General features: G+C 73.5%; 18 protein-coding genes and 1 pseudogene. 15 read left to right on the top strand and 4 right to left on the bottom strand.

Annotated elements, in window-relative coordinates:
- The first annotated feature begins 90 nt into the window (after positions 1-90).
- Positions 91-1,350, top strand: a complete 1,260-nt coding sequence (locus FO470_RS11815) for a phage major capsid protein (protein WP_144343284.1) — start codon at positions 91-93, stop codon at positions 1,348-1,350.
- A 77-nt stretch (positions 1,351-1,427) separates the two neighbouring features.
- Here the strand turns inward: FO470_RS11815 and FO470_RS11810 are convergent, their stop codons facing one another.
- From FO470_RS11810 to FO470_RS11800, 3 genes are all read right to left on the bottom strand, one after another.
- On the bottom strand, positions 1,428-1,634 hold the full coding sequence (locus FO470_RS11810) for a hypothetical protein (RefSeq protein ID WP_144343150.1): 207 nt from the start codon (positions 1,632-1,634) through the stop codon (positions 1,428-1,430).
- 76 nt (positions 1,635-1,710) lie between these two features.
- Positions 1,711-1,917, bottom strand: a complete 207-nt coding sequence (locus FO470_RS11805) for a hypothetical protein (protein WP_144343149.1) — start codon at positions 1,915-1,917, stop codon at positions 1,711-1,713.
- A 287-nt stretch (positions 1,918-2,204) separates the two neighbouring features.
- Positions 2,205-2,927, bottom strand: coding sequence for a S1 family peptidase (locus FO470_RS11800; RefSeq protein WP_144343148.1), 723 nt, complete (start codon positions 2,925-2,927; stop codon positions 2,205-2,207).
- 213 nt (positions 2,928-3,140) lie between these two features.
- On the opposite strand from FO470_RS11800, the gene FO470_RS11795 reads away from it, so the two are divergent.
- The 12 genes and pseudogenes from FO470_RS11795 (at position 3,141) to FO470_RS11740 (ending at position 14,510) form a co-directional block, all read left to right on the top strand.
- Positions 3,141-3,707 (top strand): head-tail connector protein, encoded by a 567-nt coding sequence (locus tag FO470_RS11795; protein WP_144343147.1) that lies wholly within the window; start codon positions 3,141-3,143, stop codon positions 3,705-3,707.
- Complete coding sequence (locus FO470_RS11790; protein WP_246659569.1) at positions 3,704-4,048, top strand: head-tail adaptor protein; 345 nt, start codon at positions 3,704-3,706, stop codon at positions 4,046-4,048. The genes FO470_RS11795 and FO470_RS11790 overlap by 4 nt, the downstream gene beginning before the upstream one ends.
- Before the next feature lie 109 nt (positions 4,049-4,157).
- Positions 4,158-4,565 (top strand): DUF3168 domain-containing protein, encoded by a 408-nt coding sequence (locus FO470_RS11785; protein ID WP_144343282.1) that lies wholly within the window; start codon positions 4,158-4,160, stop codon positions 4,563-4,565.
- A 225-nt stretch (positions 4,566-4,790) separates the two neighbouring features.
- Positions 4,791-5,198: a phage major tail protein, TP901-1 family gene (locus FO470_RS11780; protein WP_144343146.1), complete on the top strand. Its 408-nt coding sequence runs from the start codon at positions 4,791-4,793 to the stop codon at positions 5,196-5,198.
- Positions 5,199-5,206: 8 nt separating this feature from the next.
- A pseudogene (locus FO470_RS11775) lies at positions 5,207-5,533 on the top strand (gene transfer agent family protein); the annotation flags it as partial.
- Between the two features lie 98 nt (positions 5,534-5,631).
- Complete coding sequence (locus FO470_RS11770; RefSeq protein ID WP_272482972.1) at positions 5,632-5,853, top strand: rcc01693 family protein; 222 nt, start codon at positions 5,632-5,634, stop codon at positions 5,851-5,853.
- Positions 5,854-6,465: 612 nt separating this feature from the next.
- On the top strand, positions 6,466-7,077 hold the full coding sequence (locus FO470_RS11765) for a phage tail tape measure protein (protein WP_144343143.1): 612 nt from the start codon (positions 6,466-6,468) through the stop codon (positions 7,075-7,077).
- A gap of 187 nt (positions 7,078-7,264) precedes the next feature.
- Positions 7,265-7,906: a DUF2460 domain-containing protein gene (locus FO470_RS11760; protein ID WP_144343281.1), complete on the top strand. Its 642-nt coding sequence runs from the start codon at positions 7,265-7,267 to the stop codon at positions 7,904-7,906.
- A 201-nt stretch (positions 7,907-8,107) separates the two neighbouring features.
- Positions 8,108-8,971, top strand: a complete 864-nt coding sequence (locus FO470_RS11755; protein WP_144343142.1) for a DUF2163 domain-containing protein — start codon at positions 8,108-8,110, stop codon at positions 8,969-8,971.
- Between the two features lie 28 nt (positions 8,972-8,999).
- A complete protein-coding gene (locus tag FO470_RS11750; RefSeq protein WP_144343280.1) occupies positions 9,000-9,455 on the top strand; it encodes an NlpC/P60 family protein in 456 nt (151 codons plus the stop codon).
- Positions 9,456-9,721: 266 nt separating this feature from the next.
- Entirely contained in the window at positions 9,722-13,624 is a 3,903-nt protein-coding gene (locus FO470_RS11745; protein ID WP_144343141.1) for a baseplate multidomain protein megatron, read from the top strand.
- A gap of 193 nt (positions 13,625-13,817) precedes the next feature.
- Entirely contained in the window at positions 13,818-14,510 is a 693-nt protein-coding gene (locus tag FO470_RS11740) for a DUF2793 domain-containing protein (protein WP_144343140.1), read from the top strand.
- An 11-nt stretch (positions 14,511-14,521) separates the two neighbouring features.
- On the opposite strand, the gene FO470_RS11735 is transcribed toward FO470_RS11740, so the two are convergent.
- Positions 14,522-14,731, bottom strand: a complete 210-nt coding sequence (locus tag FO470_RS11735) for a hypothetical protein (RefSeq protein WP_144343139.1) — start codon at positions 14,729-14,731, stop codon at positions 14,522-14,524.
- 311 nt (positions 14,732-15,042) lie between these two features.
- Here FO470_RS11735 and FO470_RS11730 point away from each other — a divergent pair, with 311 nt between their 5' ends.
- Entirely contained in the window at positions 15,043-15,843 is an 801-nt protein-coding gene (locus FO470_RS11730) for a glycoside hydrolase family 108 protein (RefSeq protein ID WP_144343138.1), read from the top strand.
- Positions 15,840-16,088, top strand: a complete 249-nt coding sequence (locus FO470_RS11725) for a hypothetical protein (protein ID WP_144343137.1) — start codon at positions 15,840-15,842, stop codon at positions 16,086-16,088. Before FO470_RS11730 ends, FO470_RS11725 begins: the two co-directional genes overlap by 4 nt.
- The last annotated feature ends 38 nt before the right edge of the window (positions 16,089-16,126 follow it).

Below are 16,126 nucleotides of genomic sequence, written 5' to 3'. Positions count from 1 at the left end.
CCATGACCTTGCCGATGAAGGCGTGGATCCCCGGGCCAGGCCCGGGGATGACGGTGCTCTTTCGTCATATCGAACATGGACATGAGCAACATGGATTTCAGCCATTCCGCCCCTGAAGTGAAGTCCGTCGCCGGCCCGGAGGTCGCGGCGGCGTTCGAGGAGTTCATGGGCGCCTTCGAGGCGTTCAAGGACGCCAACGACCAGCGGCTCGGCGAGCTGGAGCGGCGCGGCGTCGACGCGGTGACCGCCGACAAGGTGGAGCGCATCAACGCCGCCCTCGACACGCAGAAGGCGCTGATCGACGAGCTGACGCTCAAGGCCCGCCGCCCGGCGCTGGGCGGCGGCGATCTCGCGACCGGCTTTGTGAGCGATCTGGCCGCCCGCGAGCACAAGGCGGCGTTCGACGCCTATGTGCGCACCGGCGAGGCGGCCGGGCTCAAGCGGCTGGAGGCCAAGGCGCTCTCCGCCGGCATCGGCGCGGACGGCGGCTATACCGTGCCGCACGAGACCGAGCGCGAGATCGGCAAGCGCCTGACCGCGCTCTCGCCGATCCGCGCTATCGCCGATGTGCGCACCATCTCCGCCGGCACCTACAAGAAGCCGTTCATGACCTCCGGCCCGGCGGTCGGCTGGGTGGCGGAAACGGCGGCGCGGGCGCAGACCGCGAGCCCGGTGCTGGACGAGATCGCCTTCCCGGCCATGGAACTCTACGCCATGCCGGCGGCGACGCAGACGCTGCTCGACGATTCGGCGGTGAACATCGACGAATGGCTCGCCATCGAGGTGGAGGCGGCCTTCGCGAGCCAGGAGGGCACCGCCTTCGTGACCGGCGACGGGATCGCCCGGCCGAAGGGCTTCCTCGCCTATGACACGGTGGCGGAGAACGCCTGGGAATGGGGCAAGCTCGGCTTCATCGCCACCGGGGCGGCCGGCGACTTCCCCGCCGCCGGCCCGGCCGATCCGCTGGTCGACCTCGTCTATGCGGTGAAGGCCGGCTACCGCCAGAACGGCAGCTTCGTGATGAGTCGGCGCACGCAAGGGGCGGTGCGCAAGCTGAAGGACGAGAACGGCCAGTATCTGTGGGCGCCGCCGACCGCGCCGGGGGCGCAGCCGAGCCTGCTCGGCTTCCCCGTCCATGAGGCGGAGGACGTGCCGGAGATCGGCGCGGGCAGCCTTTCCATCGCCTTCGGCGACTTCCGGCGCGGCTATCTGGTGGTGGACCGGGCCGGGGTGAGGGTGCTGCGCGATCCCTATTCGGCCAAGCCCTATGTGCTGTTCTACACGACGAAGCGCGTGGGCGGCGGCGTGCAGGACTTCGACGCCATCAAGCTGCTGAAGTTCGCGGCCTGACGCCGGTGCGGGGAACGGCATAAAGAAAAGGGGCGCCCGGAAAGGGCGCCCCATTCAAGACGGTCAGTCATGCGGGATCAGCGATTGCTGCGGGCGTCCTGCGCGACCGAGGCCTTGATGTAGGCGTCGGAGACGGTGGGGACGGCGACCGCGGCGTTGCGGCCTTCGACGATCTGCGTCACGGCCGGACGACCGTAGAGGCTGGGATCGCGGCCGCCATCCGCCTGGGCGGCGACGGAACCGAAGGCGGCCAGCGCGACGGCGGCAAGAACGATTTTGTTCATGATGGAATCTCCTGTCGGGGACCGGCGCTCGCTCTCATGGGGGCGCCGGATTGTCGGGAAGGGTTGTCGGAAGGGATCAGCGATTGCTGCGGGCATCCTGCGCGACCGAGGCCTTGATGTAGGCGTCGGAGACGGTGGGGACGGCGACCGCGGCGTTGCGGCCTTCGACGATCTGCGTCACGGCCGGACGGCCGTAGAGGCTGGGATCGCGGCCGCCATCCGCCTGAGCGGCGACGGAACCGAAGGTGGCCAGCGCGACGGCGGCGAAGAGGATCTTGTTCATGGTGACTTCTCCTGAAGAGTGGAGGCGGGTCGTTGTGGCCGCGCCGTTTTCATGAGGAGAAGCTAGGCTCGGCCCGGCTGCATTGCCAGTTGTGTTATGGCGCTGACGACATTGCGCATGTGCAATGAATTGGCCGTGCGGACGGGGAAGCGGGGGCTTGCCCCACGATGGAGCGGCCGGGCGTTTTCGACAGGCCGGCCCGGGACGGGCCGGGGAACCGGGAGGCGGTGAGCCGGACCGGCGCGGGCGGTTCGTGAGGGGTGCGTCGGCGCCGCGCGGGCGCCGCTTCAGCGGCCCATGCCGCGCGCGGTGGCGTCGATCCAGGCGCGCTGCGGGCCGACGAGGGTGGCGCCGGTGACGCCGCCGCAGCCACGCGCGCCGCCGGCCGCCGTGGACCAGCCGATGATGCCGGCGACCACGCCGTCGAGCAGCACCGGGCCGCCGCTGTCGCCGGTGCAGCCGCCCTTGGCCGCGCCGTCGGACAGACGGACCATGATGCCGCCGGTGGTGCCGATGCTGGGCAGATCGACACTGCGCAGCGTGCCGGCCGACTTGCCGTCGCCGTCCTTCGTCACGCCGAAGCCGGCGATGGTGAAGGCGGTGCGCCGGGCCGGCAGGGCCGGCTGGTCGGAGAGCGCGGCCGGGCGGAAGCTCGACGGCAGCCCTTCGGCGAGGCGGACCACGGCGAGGTCCGGCGTCGGGCGCCGGGTCTCGAAGGAATTCGGATCATAGGCCGGGTGCAGGGCGATGCGGGTGACGGGGACCAGCCGCGGCGCGCCGCCGGCCTCGAACACCACCACCGCGTAATCCGCCGCCGGCTGCACGCAATGGGCGGCGGTGAGCAGCGCGTTCGGCGCCAGCACCACGCCGGTGCAGGAGGCGCCGCGCGTCGAGACGATCATCGCCGTTTCCGCCTTCAGCGCCGGATCCGCCGGGCGCCCGCCGACGATGGCGTGGGCGGGCACAGTGAAGACGAAGGCGGCGAGGGCGGAGAGGATGAGGCGGCGCATCGGAGATTCCGGGTGTGGGCGCCGCCGTTGTGGCGGCGGCAGGGCGCGACGTCAATCGGCACCCGCATGAACGAGGTCATGCCCGGGCTTGACCCGGGCATCCATATCTTTTTGCCAGGCGCGTCCAGGCGGCACCGCGTGGATGGCCGGATCACGTCCGGCCATGACGTCGCCGTGTGGGGCGGGCCTTCCAGACATATTGCAGGAGCATCCATGCCCGCGATCCTTCTCGCCGGGCCGGCGGCCGAGCCGATCACGCTCGCCGAGGCCAAGACCTATCTGCGCGTCGACCACGACGCCGAGGATGCGCTGATCGCCTCGCTGATCACCGCCGCGCGGGCGACCGTGGAGGCGCTGACGCGGCGGGCGCTGATCGACCAGAACTGGCGGATCGTGCGTGACGCCTGGCCGGCGAGCGGGCTGATCCCCGTGCCGGTGAACCCGCTGCGGGAGATTCTCGCCGTCCATGTGGTGGATGCCGGCGGCGCCGAGGTGGCGGTGCCGGCCGACGCCTTCACCGCCGACACGGCGCGGCTGCCCGGGCTGATCCGGGTGGCGCGCGGCGGCGTGCCGGCGCCGGGGCGGGCGCTGGCGGGCATCGCCATCGACATCGTGGCCGGGCATGGCGCGAGCGCCGACCACGTGCCCTCGCCGCTGGTCGAGGCGGTGCGGGTGGTGCTGGCGCATTTCTACGAGCACCGCGACGTGCCGGGGCCGGGGGCGGCCTTTCCCGCCCGGCTCGACGCGCTGGTCGCGCCCTTCCGGGTGACGCGGCTATGAGCGCGCCTGGCGGGGGCATGGGCACGGGCACGGGGGCGCTGCGGCACCGGCTGGTGCACGAGACGCCGGTGGAGACGGCGGACGGCATGGGCGGGGTGACGCGCGCCTTCCTCGCCGTGGACGCGCTGTGGGGCGCGATCGAAACGGGCGCCGCTCCGGCGGAGATCGCCGACCGGCCCGGCGCGGTGCTGAGCCACCGGGTGAGCCTGCGGGCGCCGGCGACGGTGCAGCCGGGCGACCGGCTGCGGCTGGGGGCGCGGCGCTTCCTGGTGGAGGCGGTGAGCGATCCCGAGGGGCGGGGGCGGCGGCTCGTCTGCGACTGCCGGGAGGAGACGCCGTGAGGTTCGCGATCCGCCTGAGGGGACTGGAAGCGCTGCGCGACAGGCTGGCCGGTCTGGCGGCGCGGCGGGCCGCGCGGCCGAACGGGAGGGGGCGCCGATGAGCGGGGCAATGGCGGGCGCGGCGGTGGCGCTGCGCCGGGCGATCCATGCGGCGCTGGCGGGAGATGCGGCGCTGACCGCCGCGCTGGGCGGCGGGCGGGTGCATGACGTGCCGCCGGGCGCGCCGGACTTCCCCTATGTGACGCTCGGCGAGGCGCAGGTGACCGACTGGTCCACCGCCACCGAGAGCGGGGAGGAGCACCGGATGACGCTCGCCGTCTGGTCGCGCCAGGGCGGGCACGGGGAGGCGCACGCGCTCGCCCATCTGGTGCAGCAGGCGCTGCACGACGCGGCGCTCGAGCTGCCCGGCCACCGGCTGGTGAATCTGCGCTTTTCCAGCGCCGAGATCCGGCGCGAGCCGGGAGGACGCAGCTACCGCGCGCTGCTGCGGTTTCGCGCGGTGACAGAAACCGATTGAGGTTTTCCCGATGTGTGAGGAACTGGCCGCAAGCGACTCCGGGGACTCGGGAATCTGCGTGAATCTGAATCTGAAGATGAAGCGACTTGGCGGCGTTTGCTGAACCAGATCGTCAGCGTCCGCGCGGCGCATCCGGGCACCGCATGGGAGGCAATCTACCCCATCGCGGTTAACCGTCTCTGAATACCGACGGGCGCGAGCCCCTGCAAGGAAAGGATCGAGCCGATGGCGGCGCAGAAGGGCAAGGATCTCCTGCTGAAGATCCACGACGGAACGGCTTATGCGAGCGTGGCGGGGCTGCGCTCGCGGCAGATCGCCTTCAACACCGAGCCGGTCGACGTGACCCACGCCGAGAGCGCCGGGCGCTGGCGCGAGCTGCTCGCCGGGGCCGGGGTGAAGCGGGCGGCGGTGGCGGGCTCGGGGGTGTTCAAGGACGCCGCCTCGGACGCGCTGATCCGCCAGAGCTTCTTCGACGGGACGATCCGCCAGGCGCAGATCGTGGTGCCGGATTTCGGCGCCATCGAGGGGCCGTTCCAGATCACCGCGCTGGAGATCGCCGCCGAACACGACCGCGAGGTGACGTTCGACATCGCGCTGGAGAGCGCGGGCGAGATCACCTTCGCGGCGCTGTGAGGACGACGATGGCGAACCGGCATCGCGGCGAGATCGCCGCCGAGCTCGACGGGCGGACGTGCACCCTCGTGCTCACGCTCGGCGCGCTGGCCGAGCTGGAGGACGCCTTCGGGGCGCAGGACCTGGTGGCGCTGACCGAGCGCTTCGCCCGCGGGCGGCTCTCGGCGCGCGACGCCATCCGCATCGTGGCGGCCGGCCTGCGCGGGGCGGGCGAGAGCGTCACCGAGGACGAGGTGGCGCGCATGACCACGCCGGGCGGCGCGGCCGGCTTCGCGCGGATCGTCGGCGAGCTGATCGCCGCCACCTTCGGCGCGGCGGGGGAAGGGGCGGGGCGTGCCGTCTCCCCGCCGGGCGCGGCGGATGTCGCCGGCACCGATGTCGCCGGCGAGGGAGGGGCGGCGGAGGACGGCCGCCCTTTCGGGCCGGCGGGGCGTTGAACGGGACTTCGCGGGAGCGCGGATCGGATGCGGTCCGGGCGTTTCCGTGGGAGGCGGCGATGGCGTTCGGCTTCGGCCGCCTGCGGCTGTCCTCCGAGGCCTTCTGGCGGCTGACGCCGCGCGAGCTGGCGGCGGCCATCGGCCGGGAGACCGGCCCGGCCCACGCGCCGCTCGACCGCGCGGGCCTCGCTGCGCTGATGGCGCGGTTCCCCGATTGAGGGGAGCGAGCCCCGGCGGGCGGGACGCGTGGAGGTGGGGAGGTCTACGCATGCGGCGGGGAGACGGCTTCCGCAAACTGGCGCCTCACCTCCGAGACCGTGGGCATTCTGTATGCGTCGGGGGAGACGGCCGAAGAGTTTCTCCTGGGTCCCGGATCGGCACGGCGCGAAGCGCCGCTTGTCCGGGCGGCGTAGGCCGGGCAGATCGGGGAACGGATGGGTGCCCGCCGTGTGGTGGCGGTTGCTTCGACCTCTCCCATGGGAGAGGCGCGTCGCGCCACGCCGCATAGCGGCGGGTGAGGGGCGCGCGCTTGCGGCGCGTTGGAGATCCCTGCGGAGCGTCGAAGACCCCTCACCCCAACCCTCTTCCCGGCGGGGAGAGGGAGCGGACGCGGGGCGCGCGACGGCCCGGGAGGGCGGCGCTGGCGCTCGGGGCACCCGGTTCCGCGCCGGGACAGAACGGCGCCGGTCCGTCCTTAACGGGCGTTCCGGCGCGCGGCGATGGGCCGTTCCGCTCGCGCTAACGGTTGGCACCGGCCGCTCGCCGGTGACGCTTCCGGTTCGGGCCGGCGGCGCGGGCGATCATGGCATCACTCCAGCAGCGGGCACGACATGGCTGACGGTTTTTCCGACGATAAGCTGACGGTGGAGATCGACGCCGACACCAGCGCCTTCCGGCGCGAGATCGGCGAGGCGGAGCGGCTGGCGAAGGGGTTCGGGCGCTCGCTCGGCGACGCGCTGATCGGCGCGGCGGTGAAGGGGCGCGAGGCGGACGACGTGCTGCGCTCGCTGGCGTCGCGGCTGTCCTCGCTGGCGCTGGACATCGCGTTCAAGCCGCTCGAGCAGGGGCTCGCCGGCCTGCTGCAGGGCCTTGTGGGCGGCGGGCTGGGAAATATCGGCGGCGCGCTGGGCTTCGCCAGCGGCGGGGCGCTGGCCGGCGGGCGCGTGCTGCCTTTCGCGCAGGGCGGGGTGGTGGCGGCGCCGACCTATTTCCCGATGGCCGGCGGCAATCTCGGCCTGATGGGCGAGAGCGGGGCCGAGGCGATCCTGCCGCTGCAACGCGGCCCGGACGGCCGGCTCGGCGTCGCGGCGGGTGGCGGGCGGCGCGGCGTCAGCGTGACGGTGAACGTCGCCACGCCGGACCCGAGCGCCTTCCGCCGCTCCGACGCCTATCTGGCCGGGCTGGTGGCCCGCGCGGTGGCGCGCGGGGAAAGGAGCCTCTGAGCTACCTTTTCCCACCCTTCTTGTTGGCGGCCTGAGCCAGTGCTGAAGCGGCCACCGATACATGATGCGGAAGTCCCGGCATGGGCCGGGATGCCCTGTGAGCGATCGCCGGGGCGCCTTCGCCATGGCGCCCTTCCTCGCGCGCCTCGAGATTTCGATCCATCTCCCAGAATTGCGGGTGGCCGACATGCCGGGTTTTCACGAGACGCTGTTCCCGCTCGACATCGCGCTGGGCGCGGCGGGCGGGCCGGAGCGGGCGACGGAGATCGTCACCACGCTGACCGGCCGCGAGGAGCGCAACACGCGGCTCGCCCATTCGCGCCGGCGCTGGGACGCCGGCTATGGGGTGAAATCGCTGGCGCAGCTCTCAGGCGTGGTCGCCTTCTTCGAGGAGCGGCGCGGGCGGCTCCACGGCTTCCGCTGGCGCGACCGGCTGGACCATTCCTCCGCCGCGCCGGGCGCCGCGCCGACGCCGTTCGACCAGCCCATCGGCACGGGCGACGGCGCGCGCATGGTCTTCGCGCTGGCCAAGACCTATGGCGGGGCGCACGCGCCCTATGTGCGGCCCATCGCCAAGCCGGTGGCCGGCTCCGTGCGGGTTGCTGTCAATGGAGCCGAGCGCACGGCCGGCGCGCATTTCACGGCGGACCCGACCAGTGGCGCGGTGAGCTTCCTTGCCGGCCATGCGCCGCCCGCCGGGGCGAGCGTCACCGCCGGCTTCCTGTTCGACGTGCCGGTGCGCTTCGACACGGATTTTCTGGAGGTGAACCTCACGGCCTTCGAGGCGGGGGAGATCCCGCGCATCCCGATCCTGGAGATACGGATCTGAGGGGCGGAGCACCGTCATCCTGAGGTGCCGCCGCAGGCGGCCTCGAAGGATGGGACCGTGGCGTCGGGGCGAGCCTCCTTCGAGGCCCGGCCGCTGGCCGGGTACCTCAGGAAGGCACTGTGCCGGTCAGGACGGAGACCGGGCGGGGGCGGAAGGGTGACGCCTGCCGGGAAGGGCGGATCGAACCATGAGGAACTGCCGATGAGGGATATTCCCGCGCCGCTTGCCGCGTCTCTCGCCGGCGGGGTGACGACGCTGGCGCGCTGCTGGCGCATCACCCGCCGCGACGGGGCCGTGATCGGCCTGACCGAACATGACGAGGACCTGTTCGTCGATGGCACGGGCTTTCGCTCCGCCAGCGGCGCGGGCGGCAGCGAGGACGCGGCCGCGCTCGGCTTCGCGGTGGGCGGGGGCGAGATGTCGGCGGCGCTGACCTCCGAGCTGATCGACGAGGCCGATCTCGACGCCGGCCGCTATGACGGAGCGCGGATCGAGCTGATCCTCGCCGACTGGTCGGCCCCGGCGCATTTCCTGCTGTTGCGGCGGGCGAGCCTCGGCGAGGTGCGGCGCGAGGGCGGGAGCTTCACCGCCGAGCTGCGCGGACAGGCGAACCAGCTCAACGTGGTGCGCGGGCGGCTGTTCACCTCGGGCTGCGACGCCGATCTCGGCGATGTGCGCTGCAAGGTGGCGCTGGCCTCGCCCGCCTATGCCGGCGCCGGCACGGTGGCGGCGGTGGAGGGGCCGGGGCTGGTGGTGGCGGCCGGGCTGGAAGCCCATGCCGCCGGCTGGTTCACGCAGGGCCGGCTCGCCTTCACCTCCGGCGCCAATCAGGGCTTCGTCACCGAGGTGAAGACGCACGGCACGGCCGGCGGGGTGCGGCTGGAGCTGTGGCAGCGCCCGCCCGAGCCGATGGCGGCGGGCGACGCCTTCACCGTGAGTGCGGGCTGCGACAAGCGCTTCGAGACCTGCCGCGACCGCTTCGCCAACAGCCTGAATTTCCGCGGCTTCCCGCACATGCCGGGCAATGACGCGGTGCTGCGCATCGCCGTGCCGGGAGGGCAGTGACATGGGCCGTGACATGGGCGGGCGCGAGATGGGCGGGGGCGAGACGAGCGAGGGCGAGGCCTTGCGCGCGCGCATCGTCGCCGAGGCGCGCGGCTGGATCGGTACGCCCTATCTGCACCGTGCCTCGCTGAAGGGGCAGGGCGCGGATTGCCTGGGCCTGGTGCGCGGGGTGTGGCGGGCGGCGATCGGCCCGGAGCCGCAGCTGCTGCCGCCCTACGCGCCCGACTGGGCCGAGGCGACGAAGGCCGAACGGATGGCGCAGGCGGCAGGCCGGCACATGCGCGCGGTGGCGCCGGAAGACGCCGCGCCGGGCGACGTGCTGCTGTTCCGCTGGCGCGAGGGCTTTCCCGCCAAGCACGCGGCGGTGCTGGTGACGCGGGAGCGCATGGTGCATGCTCATGACGGGGCGGCGGTGGCGGAGGTGTTCCTCGCGCCCTGGTGGCGTCGGCGGCTGGCCTTTGCGTTCGCCTTTCCGGGGGCGTGAGGGCACGCCGGCATGCGCGGCCTCCGGCCGGGGAAGGCGTGGATGGCCGGGACAGGCCCGGCCATGACGGTGTTCATCCTCCTGCCGCCCTCCCGGACGGTCCGCAGGCGGGCGGAAGCGATGCTTTCCTTGATCTCTCGCCGGCGGGGACAGGTCGTCGCGCAGCGACGGGTGAGGGGAGGCGGCGGAAGCCCCTCACCCCAACCCTCTCCCGGCGGGGAGAGGGAGCCGGCGGCGTCTTGTCCGCCATTTGATCGGGAGCTTCCATGGCCACACTTGTTCTCGGCGCGCTGGGCGGAACCATCGGCGGGGCGCTGTTCGGGCCGCTCGGGGCGATGGCCGGGCGGGCGCTCGGCGCGCTCGGCGGGGCGGCCATCGATTCCATGGTGCTGACCCCCGGCCGACGCAGCGAGGGGCCGCGCCTGACCGAGTTCGTCACCATGACCTCGACCGAGGGGGCGGCCATGCCGCGCCTCTATGGCCGGGCGCGACTGTCGGGGCAGGTGATCTGGGCGGCGCCGGTGGAGGAGGTGGTCTCGACCCAGACGCAATCGGCCGGCGGCAAGGGCGGGGAGCTCGCCGGGGGCGTGACCACGACGACCTACCGCTATTTCGGCAGCTTCGCGGTGGGGCTGTGCGAGGGGCCGGTGACGCGTATCGGCCGCATCTGGGCGGACGGGCGGCTGCTCGACACCACGCGGCTCGCCGTGCGGCTGCACCGCGGCGGCGAGGACCAGCTGCCCGACCCGCTGATCGAGGCGCGCGCGCCGGGGGCGCCGGCCTATCGCGGGCTCGCCTATGTGGTGTTCGAGCGGCTGCCGCTGGTGGGCTTCGGCAACCGCCTGCCGCAGATCTCCATCGAGGTGGAGCGGGCCGTGGGGGCGCTGGAGAACCAGCTCCGGGCGGTGACGATGATCCCCGGCGCGACCGAGTTCGGCTACGAACCGCGCGAGGTGGTGCGGGGCGACCGGCCGGGCGTCTACCAGCCGGAGAGCCGGCATGTGACGACCCATCCCAGCGACTTCTCCGCCGCGCTGGACCAGCTGCTGGCGAGCTGCCCGAACCTGGAACGGGTGGCGCTGGTGGTCTCCTGGTTCGGCACCGACCTGCGAGCGGGGGCGTGCGAGGTCCGCCCCGGGGTCGAGCGGCGCCACAAGCCGACGCAGATCTTCGGCCTGAACAAGGAATGGAGCGTGGCGGGCGAGACGCGCGCCTCCGCCTATCTGGTCAGCCAGCACGACGGGCGGCCGGCCTATGGCGGCACGCCGGCCGACGACAGCATCGTCATGGCCATCACCGCGCTGAAGGCGCGCGGGATCAAGGTGACGCTCTATCCCTTCGTGATGATGGACATTCCCGCCGGCAACGCGCTGCCGGACCCGTGGAGCGGGGCGGGCGCGCAGCCGGCCTATCCCTGGCGCGGGCGCATCACCTGCCACCCCGCGCCCGGCCGGCCCGGCTCGCCCGACGGCACGGCGGCGGCGGGGGCGCAGGTGGCGGCGCTGTTCGGCGCCGCCGGCGCGGCGGACTACGCGGTGGCGGGGCAGCGCGTGGTCTATTCCGGGCCGGAGGAATGGACGCTGCGCCGCATGGTGCTGCACTACGCGACGCTGGCGGGGATCGCCGGCGGGGTGGAGGCGATCCTCATCGGCTCGGAGATGGCGGCGCTGACGCGCGTGCGCTCGGGCCCCGGCATCTATCCGGCGGCGGGCGCCTTCGCGGAGCTGGCGGCGGAAGTGAAGGCGATCGTCGGCGCGGGCACGCAGGTCGGCTATGCCGCCGACTGGACGGAATACGGCGCGCATGTGCGGGACGGGGGAGCGGAGGTGCGGTTTCCGCTCGACCCGCTCTGGGCCGCGCCGGGGCTCGATTTCATCGGCATCGACTGGTACCCGCCGCTCGCCGACTGGCGCGACGGCGACGCCCATCTCGACGCGGCGGCCCATGAGAGCGGCTACGACCGCGCCTATCTCGGCGGCAACCTCAACGCCGGCGAGGCGTTCGACTGGTACTACGCGGATGAGGCGGCCCGCGCCGCGCAGGCGCGCGTGGCCATTACGGATGGGGCCTATGGCGAGCCGTGGATCCACCGCCAGAAGGACGTCGCCTCGTGGTGGGGCAACGCCCATCACGAGCGCGTCGGCGGGGTGCGGCTCGCCTCGCCCACGGCCTGGGTGCCGGGCTCCAAGCCGATCCGCCTGACCGAGATCGGCTGCCCGGCGGTGGACAAGGGCGCCAACCGGCCGAGCGTGTTTCCCGACCCGAAATCCGCCGAGGGCGGCGTGCCGCCCTTCTCCAGCGGGCGGCGCGACGACCTGATCCAGCGCCGGCACCTCGAGGCGACGCTCGCCGGCTTCGCGGGCTCGCTCGCCGTCAACCCGCCGGCGCCGGGCCTGCCGGGCGGGCGGATGGTGGACCCGGCGTCGATCTATGCCTGGACCTGGGACGCGCGGCCCTTCCCGGTGTTCCCGCTCGCCCGCGACGTGTGGGCGGACGGGGCGAACTGGGAGAGCGGGCACTGGCTGACCGGCCGGCTCGGCACCGCCCCTCTGGCGGAGCTGACGGCGCGGCTGGCGGTGGATTTCGGCGTCGAGGGCCTGGATACCTCGGCGCTGCGCGGCGTCGTCGACGGCTATGTGATCGACCGGCCGATGACGGCGCGGGCGGCGCTGGAGCCGCTGGCGCGCGGCTTCGGCTTCGACCTCACGGAGCGCGGCGGCGCGCTGGCCCTGCGCCCGCGCGGCGGGCGGGTGCGGGCGGTGCTGACCGACGCGGAGATCGTGACCGGCGAGGGCGTACCGGCGCCGCAACTGGTGCGCGCGGCGGAAGGCGAGCTGCCGGCGAGCGCCACGCTGGGCTTCATCGACGGGGCGGCCGACTACCGCCGCGCCACCGCCGCCTCCCGCCGCCTTGCCGGTGGCGCGCGAGCGGAGACCGGGCTCGACATCGCCATGGTGGCCGATCCCGGCCTCGCGGCGGGGCTGGCGGAGATGTGGCTGCAGGACATGTGGGCGGGGCGGGATAGCGCCAGCTTCGCGCTGCCGCCCTCCTGCCTCGCGCTGGAGCCGGGCGACCTCGTGCGGCTCGACCGCGACGGGCGGGCGCGGCTCCTGGAGATCACCGCTATCGAGGATCGCGAGGCGCGGGCGGTGAGCGCACGCGGCATCGACCCTTCCGTGTTCGACCTCGCGGTGCGGGTGGGGCGGCCGGCGCAGATGGAGGTGCCGGCGAGCGCCGGGCCGCCGCAGGTGCAACTGCTGCAACTGGCGCTGCCGGGCGGCGAGGGCGGCGCGGTGCTGGCCTGGATGGGCGCCTTCGTCGCGCCCTGGCCGGGCGGCCTGAATGTGTGGCGGGCGGTGGACGGCGGCAGCTTCCAGCCGGTCGCCACCCTCGCGGCCCCGGCGGTGACGGGCGCGACGCTGGCCGACCTGGCGCCGGGCCGGCCCTGGTGCTGGAGCCGCGCGAGCCTCGACATCGAGCTCGACGGCGGGCTGGTCGCCGGGGCGAGCGAGGAGGCGGTACTGGGCGGGGCGAACGCGCTGGCGCTGATCGCCCCTTCCGGGGAGGCGGAGGTGATCCAGTTCACCGAGGCGGTGCTGACCGGCGAGCGCCGCTGGCGGCTGACCGGGCTGCTGCGCGGCCAGCTCGGCACCGAGGCGCGGGCCGGTGCCATCTGGCCGGCGGGCACGCGGCTGATGCGCGTCGACGCGAACCTCGTGCCGGTGGCGACCGGGCTCGACATGCTCGGGCGCGCCGTCGTCTACCGCATCGGCCGGGCCAATGCCGACCATGGCGACGCCGCCGTGAGCGAGCTTGCGGCGACGATCGGGCCGGCGGCGCGGCTTCCCTTTGCCCCGGCGCATGCGCGCGCCCGGCGCATCCCGGCCGGCATCGCGCTGGGCTGGACCCGCCGCACGCGGGCGGACGGCGATTCATGGGATCTGGTCGAGGTGCCGCTCGGTGAGGCGAGCGAGGCCTACCGCGTCGAGATCCTGAACGGCGCGACGGTGGTGCGCGCCTTCACCGTGAGCACCCCCGCGCTGACCTATGAGGCGGCGCAGGAGATCGCCGATTTCGGCGCGCCGCAAGGCTTCCTCGACGTGCGTATCGCCCAGCTCTCGGCCGCTGTCGGAGCGGGCGCGGCGCTGGAGGCGCGGCTGCGGCTTTGAGGCGTGCCCCCTTACCGTCATGCCCAGCCCGGCCGGGCATCCATGACTGGCTCGGCGGCCGAGCGGAAGGCGTGGATGGCCGGGTCGAGCCCGGCCATGACGGGGGCGAGGGTTCCTGCGGCCTTCGACACTCCTCTCATTCTGATCTCTCTCAACTCGCCTCCCTCGCAGGGGAGCGCGGCCGGAGTTCTTCATGTCCGAGACCACACCCCATCTCGCGCTGCCGCTGATGGCGGCGGCGCAGGCGCAGAAGCATGTGACGCACAATGAGGCGCTGCTGCTACTCGACGCGGCGGCGCAGCTCGGCGTGATCGATCGGCTGCGCACCGTGCCGCCCGCCGCGCCCCAGCCGGGCGACCGGCACATCGTGGCGCCGGGGGCGGGCGGCGAGTGGACCGGGCATGACAACGAGATCGCGCTGCATGACGGTGGCGGCTGGCGCTTCCTGATGCCGCGCGCGGGCTGGCGCGCCTATGTGGACAGCGACACGCGCGCGCTCCAGTTCGATGGAAGCGGCTGGCGCGACATACTGGTCGGCTCGGCCTCGGGAGGGCGAGCGACGCTGCGGGTGGTCGAGGAAGATCTCGCGCTGGCCGGGGCCTTCGTCGAGAGCAGCATCGCCATCCCGAACCGGGCGATCTGCCTCGCCGTGGCCAGCCGCACCCTGGAGACCGCGACCGGAGCGACGGCCTATGAGGTCGGCGTTGCCGAGGAGACATCCAAGTTCGGCGGGCTGCTGAGCATTGCCGCCGGCGCGACCAATATCGGCGTGATCGGGCCGCAGGCCTTCTATGCGGCGACGCCACTGCGTATCACCGCGCTCGGCGGAAGCTTCACGGGCGGCCGCGTGCGGCTCGTGCTGAGCTATTTCGTCTTCGGCATCTGACCGGCGGCCGGCTATTCGGCCGGGCCGGGCGTGCGGTAAGCGGCCGGAGGCGTCGTCATGCGGGCCGGCGTCGCGACGATGCGGCGCTGGGCGCTCTCCACCACCTCGGTGAGCTTTTCCAGCCGCTTGAGCCGGGCGATCTCGTTGTTGAGGCGGTCGATCTCGCGGCCGACCGCGTCGCAGATCGCATGGTAGCTCTCATGCGTCAGGCGATCGCGCATGAAGGCAACTTCATGCGGCCGGCCGGGGGTGGCGCCCTTCAGGACGAAGGGTGCCGTAGCGAGGAGGGCCTCGGCCTGAACATGGCCTGAGGTTTTACGCGCATCGTCGAAGATACTCCTCAGATCGTCGACGAGTTGATCCGACTTTCCCATACCGAGCAACGCCCCTTTGCTGGATGTTGCGCAAATCGTCCATGAAATTCCCGAAAATTGCAACGGACGAGCGGCAACGGCTGGCGCTAATAACGCGATTCGTCCCCAGCGGGTTCCGTTTTTTGCGCTGATCCCTTCCTCCATTACCGGAGAATACGATGACCGTGGCGAGCTTCGAGGGGGCGCTCCGGCGCGTCCTTGCGCATGAGGGCGGCTATGCCGACCACCCGGCCGATCCCGGCGGGGCGACGATGAAGGGCATTACCCAGCGCGTCTATGACGGCTGGCGCCGGCGGCAGGGGCTGCCGGCGCGGGCGGTCCGCCGCATCGCGGCCGGCGAGGTGGCGGCGATCTACCGCCGGCAATACTGGGACGCGGTGCGCGCCGACGACCTGCCGGCGGGGCTCGACTACTGCGTCTTCGACGGGGCGGTGCATTCCGGGCCGGCGCAGGCGGCGAAATGGCTTCAGCGCGGCCTCGGCGTCGTCGCCGACGGGCAGGTCGGCGAGGCGACGCTGGCGGCGCTCGCCGGGCGCGCGCCGGCGGCGCTGGTCGACGCGGTGTGCGACCGGCGCCTCGCCATGCTGCGCGGCCTGCGGACCTTTCCAACTTTCGGCGCCGGCTGGACGGCGCGCGTCGCCGAGGTGCGCGCGGCGGCCCGGAGCATGGCGCGCGGCGGCGCGGGGCCGGAGCCGGCCGTGCCCGTGCAGGGGCCGGCGGACGCCAAGGCCCGGCCCGCCGACACGCGGCTCTCGCGGACGCCGGAAGGGGCGGGCGGGCTGATCAGCGGCGGCGGCGCGCTGGGCGCGGTGATCGCCGAGCAGGCCGACCGGCTGGCGCCGCTCGCCGGCTTCGCCGAGACGCTGAAATGGCTGTTCGCGGCGCTGATGCTGGCCGGGGTGGCGCTGACGCTGGCCGGCGCGCTGCGGCGCGTGCGGGCGGGCGAGGCGGCGCCGTGACGGCGCTGCTGGGCCTGCTCGCCAGCCCGCTCGGGCGGGCGGCCGTGCTGCTCTTCGCCGTGCTGGCGGCGATGGCCGGGAGCTATCTCAAAGGACAGGCGGCGGGCGGCGCGGCCTGCCGGGCGGAAGGGGAACGCGATGTTCTGGAAACCATCGAGCGGGCGGCGCGCGCGCGTACTGATGCTGACCGGCGCCATGCTGACGAGCGCCGGCTGCGCGACGACGACGCCTTCCGCCGCGACTAGGGGCGCGTGCGGCGCCTTCCGGCCGATCTCATGGGCGC

The organism is Ancylobacter moscoviensis (genome assembly GCF_007559435.1).
Classification (GTDB): Bacteria; Pseudomonadota; Alphaproteobacteria; order Rhizobiales; family Xanthobacteraceae; genus Ancylobacter; species Ancylobacter moscoviensis.
This window is presented reverse-complemented; position numbering and strand designations above follow the sequence as displayed.

Excerpts from the sequence above, each read along its gene's own strand:
- FO470_RS11815 (WP_144343284.1), top strand. The coding sequence starts at position 91 with ATGGATTTCAGCCATTCCGCCCCTGAAGTGAAGTCCGTCGCCGGCCCG.
- FO470_RS11785 (WP_144343282.1), top strand. The coding sequence starts at position 4,158 with ATGGCGGGCGCGGCGGTGGCGCTGCGCCGGGCGATCCATGCGGCGCTG.
- FO470_RS11765 (WP_144343143.1), top strand. The coding sequence starts at position 6,466 with ATGGCTGACGGTTTTTCCGACGATAAGCTGACGGTGGAGATCGACGCC.
- FO470_RS11810 (WP_144343150.1), bottom strand. The coding sequence starts at position 1,634 with ATGAACAAAATCGTTCTTGCCGCCGTCGCGCTGGCCGCCTTCGGTTCC.
- FO470_RS11795 (WP_144343147.1), top strand. The coding sequence starts at position 3,141 with ATGCCCGCGATCCTTCTCGCCGGGCCGGCGGCCGAGCCGATCACGCTC.
- FO470_RS11760 (WP_144343281.1), top strand. The coding sequence starts at position 7,265 with ATGCCGGGTTTTCACGAGACGCTGTTCCCGCTCGACATCGCGCTGGGC.
- FO470_RS11745 (WP_144343141.1), top strand. The coding sequence starts at position 9,722 with ATGGCCACACTTGTTCTCGGCGCGCTGGGCGGAACCATCGGCGGGGCG.
- FO470_RS11740 (WP_144343140.1), top strand. The coding sequence starts at position 13,818 with ATGTCCGAGACCACACCCCATCTCGCGCTGCCGCTGATGGCGGCGGCG.
- FO470_RS11800 (WP_144343148.1), bottom strand. The coding sequence starts at position 2,927 with ATGCGCCGCCTCATCCTCTCCGCCCTCGCCGCCTTCGTCTTCACTGTG.
- FO470_RS11790 (WP_246659569.1), top strand. The coding sequence starts at position 3,704 with ATGAGCGCGCCTGGCGGGGGCATGGGCACGGGCACGGGGGCGCTGCGG.
- FO470_RS11730 (WP_144343138.1), top strand. The coding sequence starts at position 15,043 with ATGACCGTGGCGAGCTTCGAGGGGGCGCTCCGGCGCGTCCTTGCGCAT.
- FO470_RS11780 (WP_144343146.1), top strand. The coding sequence starts at position 4,791 with ATGGCGGCGCAGAAGGGCAAGGATCTCCTGCTGAAGATCCACGACGGA.
- FO470_RS11735 (WP_144343139.1), bottom strand. The coding sequence starts at position 14,731 with ATGCGCGATCGCCTGACGCATGAGAGCTACCATGCGATCTGCGACGCG.
- FO470_RS11805 (WP_144343149.1), bottom strand. The coding sequence starts at position 1,917 with ATGAACAAGATCCTCTTCGCCGCCGTCGCGCTGGCCACCTTCGGTTCC.
- FO470_RS11755 (WP_144343142.1), top strand. The coding sequence starts at position 8,108 with ATGAGGGATATTCCCGCGCCGCTTGCCGCGTCTCTCGCCGGCGGGGTG.
- FO470_RS11750 (WP_144343280.1), top strand. The coding sequence starts at position 9,000 with ATGGGCGGGGGCGAGACGAGCGAGGGCGAGGCCTTGCGCGCGCGCATC.